The organism is Nitratireductor lacus, assembly GCF_056431025.1.
The window spans coordinates 1-551 of sequence record NZ_JBWKMB010000075.1 but is presented as its reverse complement, the minus strand read 5'-3'; the positions used below and the strand labels follow the sequence as shown (position 1 = coordinate 551).

Here is a 551-nt window from a genome sequence, read left to right as displayed (position 1 = left end):
CAGACTGCTGACAAACCCCTGGCATTTGCCGGGGGTTTTTGATTCACTGGGTCATGTTGAAGACACCGGCCCCCGAACAGACAGCGCTCGAGATGGTCACTCTCGACAGTCTTGTTCCGAAGGATCACCTGCTTCGCAAGATCGACGCGGTGATCGACTTCTCGTTCATCCATCCCCTGGTCGAGGGGCTTTATTGCTCCGACAATGGCCGCCCGGCGCTTGATCCGACCCTGATGTTCAAGGCCCTGTTCATCGGCTATCTGTTCGGCATTCGCTCCGAACGGCAATTGGTGCGCGAGATCGAGGTGAATGTGGCCTATCGCTGGTTCCTGCGTCTGAAGCTTTGCGACAAGGTGTTCGACGCCTCGACCCTGTCGCAGAACCGGCGCCGGCGCTTCAACAACACGCAGGTGGCGCAGGCGATCTTCGACCGGATCGTGGAGCAGGCGATTGGTGCCGGTCTGGTCGATGGCACGGTGCTTTACACCGACTCGACGCATCTGAAGGCCAGCGCCAACAAGGGCAAATACGATCTGGCCATGATCGAGAAG

At 58.8% G+C, this 551-nt stretch carries 1 protein-coding gene; it reads left to right on the top strand.

Going from position 1 to position 551, the window contains the following annotated elements:
* Positions 1 to 53 precede the first annotated feature (53 nt).
* Positions 54 to 551 (top strand): transposase (locus tag AC07E3_RS21475; RefSeq protein ID WP_478364776.1); only part of this gene is annotated, 498 nt, incomplete at its 3' end.